Below are 836 nucleotides of genomic sequence, written 5' to 3'. Positions count from 1 at the left end.
CCCCACCCAGGTGGCGGCCATCGCCGCATTCCACGCCCCCGTCGGCGCCGTCGGCCCCGACAACCTCGCCAAACTCGCCGCCCAGGCCCACCTCGGCCACGCCGAATCCGACATCACGCCTGAAGCTCTCCGCGAACTCAACCAGACATTGGACACCGCAGGCGTCGACTACACCTCCGAGATCTATCCCGGCACCGTCCACGGCTTCACCATGTCCGATACCGATGCCTTCAGCCCGACCGGCCTACAACACCACTGGGACCGCCTGCTCCCCCTCCTTGCCCACACCCTGACCAACAACTGAGACTCCGGGCCGGGGAGCCCAGGCGAACAGAAGGTCGTCGCCCCAGCATGCGAGTAGCTGCGGCCGCCTGGGAGATCATGTGCGTACCTTGGCGACGGACACTGGCCACATCACCGCTGCGGCCGCGCACGGCGCGCAGTGGGAACACCGTATGTCGTACGCCCGACGATGCCCGCCCCCTTGAAACAGGCCGAACATCAACGAGGACGATTCTGCCCGCCGGAGGCGGAGTCAACGGCGAGAATGAACCAGGCGGGCGCGATGGCATAGAGGGGGCCGGTTCAGCCGGTGCTGGAACGGCGATCAGCCACCGGGCTCGCGAAATGCCGGACACCGGGCCGTGAGCAAGCACGGCGGGCGGCGAGGGCGGGCATGCCGTACGACGGGCGAAGCCCGGCCCCTAAAAGGCAGGCCGAGCGCCGGCGAGGACCATTTCACCCGCCGGAGGCGGGGGACTGCCCGCAGCGGTCCGGGGGCCCGGTCAGTCCATGGTGATGCGGTCGATGATCAAGGGGAGGAGGTCGAGGGTGGG

Annotated in this window: 1 protein-coding gene; it reads left to right on the top strand. The window is 68.9% G+C overall.

The window, feature by feature from the left end; translation table 11 throughout:
• On the top strand, positions 1–304 hold a 304-nt coding region (locus C1I98_RS39400), incomplete at its 5' end, for a dienelactone hydrolase family protein (RefSeq protein ID WP_146607951.1).
• Positions 305–836: the final 532 nt, after the last annotated feature.

This window comes from Spongiactinospora gelatinilytica (assembly GCF_003236385.1).
Taxonomy (GTDB): Bacteria; Actinomycetota; Actinomycetes; order Streptosporangiales; family Streptosporangiaceae; genus Spongiactinospora; species Spongiactinospora gelatinilytica.
The sequence above is the reverse complement of the archived record's forward strand: the minus strand, read 5'-3'. Positions and strand labels throughout refer to the sequence as shown.